General features: G+C 68.2%; 1 protein-coding gene. It reads right to left on the bottom strand.

Annotated features, from left to right (window positions below):
• Positions 1–16 precede the first annotated feature (16 nt).
• Complete coding sequence (locus tag U8525_RS34240) at positions 17–1,477, bottom strand: IS66 family transposase (RefSeq protein ID WP_374270939.1); 1,461 nt, start codon at positions 1,475–1,477, stop codon at positions 17–19.
• Between the last annotated feature and the right edge of the window lie 105 nt (positions 1,478–1,582).

Raw genomic sequence — 1,582 nt, 5'->3', positions numbered from 1 at the left:
GTAACCGTTCACCGGCTCACGCTGCGTGCGCGAGCTGAGGGGCCTCCGCGAGAGGTAGCAGTGAGGGTGGCTGCAAACCTCGGCGGTGCGCGCGCAGCGAGTCCGTCAGGAAGTCGAGCACGCCCCGCTCTTGCAGCTTGAGCGTGGTGACTGCGGTGAAGATGCTCGCGACGAAGCGACTGCCCTCGGGGCCTTGTGTCCCGAATGACGTCTTGCGGTACATGACGGCGTGTCGGATGCACTGCTCGCCGAAGTTGTTCGTCGGTTCGACTCCGGGCACATCGACAAACGTCCAGAGGCACTCCTCCAGTCGGAGGAGTTCTCCTGCCATGCCCGCTGTCTTCTTCTCCGCGCGCACCTCGGCCTGACGCAGCAGCCGGCCCACCGTGCGTCGCACCTTCTTCATCCGCCGTTCGAAGTCCTCGCGAGCCAGAGTCCCGTCGCGTACCCGGTGCCACCACTTGAAGAAGCGATTGCGCTCGCGCATCAACTGCTTTCCCAGACGACCGCCCTCGCCGCCGCGGTCGATGAAGCCCTGGACGTCGCGCGTGAGATGGCTCCAGCAGAGCTGACGCAAACCCTTGTCATACCAGTCATACCCGCTCCACCTGTCCGTGGTGAGGATGCCCAGGAAGTCCTCCCCCAGCAGGGCCCTGGCCACCTTGCCGCCACGGCTTCGCGCGACGTGGAACACCACCACCAGGGCCGTCGCCGCCACCCACAGCCAGGCACGATGGCCCCGGCCTTCCTTGCGCCCCTCCACCCACCCCGTCTCGTCCGCGTGGGCCTTGTCGGCCGCCCGCACATATGCGCGGGCCTCGTCCACCGCTGGGGCCAGCGCGTCGGTCGTCTCCCCTTCGAGATTCACCACGCTGCCCACCGACAAGTCCACGCCCAGCATGTCCGAGAGGGCGTCCTTCACCAGCCGTTTGGACAGCCGGTACTTGCCCACCAGGAGGCTGGCCAGTGCGCCCAGCCGGTCCCCGAAGGCGCTGCGGGCGTGCGCGGGGACCGGCTGGCGCGTCAGCGTACCGCACGCGGCGCACTCCAAGGCGTGGCTGCGGTACTCAGTGACGACGGCCGACAGCGGTGGTACCTCCACCACCTGGTGGCGGCGCGGCTCGCAATCTCTGCCCACCAGTCGGTGCCCGCAGCCCTTGCACTCCTTGGGCACCAACTCGACGACGTGCTGCACCGCCTCGGGTGGCAACAGCCTTCGCTCATGCTTCTTGTGGCCTGGCTGGCCGCCGGGGGTGCGGCCCGTGGGCTTCTTCGGCCGGCGCGGCGTGCCAGGCCCGTCCGACGAGGGCGGCTTCGAGGAGTTGCTCGAATTGAGAGTCAGCCGCTCCTTCAACTGACGGTTCTCCTCGCGCAACCGCCGATTCTCTTCCTCCAGGTGCGCGATGCGCTCAAGCGCCGCTTCCAGCAGCGCCTCCAGCTTCGCAATCCGCGCGTCTCGGGGGTCGAGTTCCGCCATGAGTCGCGGTGTGTCACGTCACAGCCAACACCGTCGAGCGCCGCCCCGCCCACCGTACGCTGCCCGGCAGCCCCTTCAAGCAGGCACCAACCGGTGAACGGTTAC

This window comes from Corallococcus sp. RDP092CA (genome assembly GCF_041903675.1).
Taxonomy (GTDB): domain Bacteria; phylum Myxococcota; class Myxococcia; order Myxococcales; family Myxococcaceae; genus Corallococcus.
This window is presented reverse-complemented; position numbering and strand designations above follow the sequence as displayed.

Coding starts and splice junctions, on each gene's coding strand:
- U8525_RS34240 (WP_374270939.1), bottom strand. CDS start 1,477: ATGGCGGAACTCGACCCCCGAGACGCGCGGATTGCGAAGCTGGAGGCG.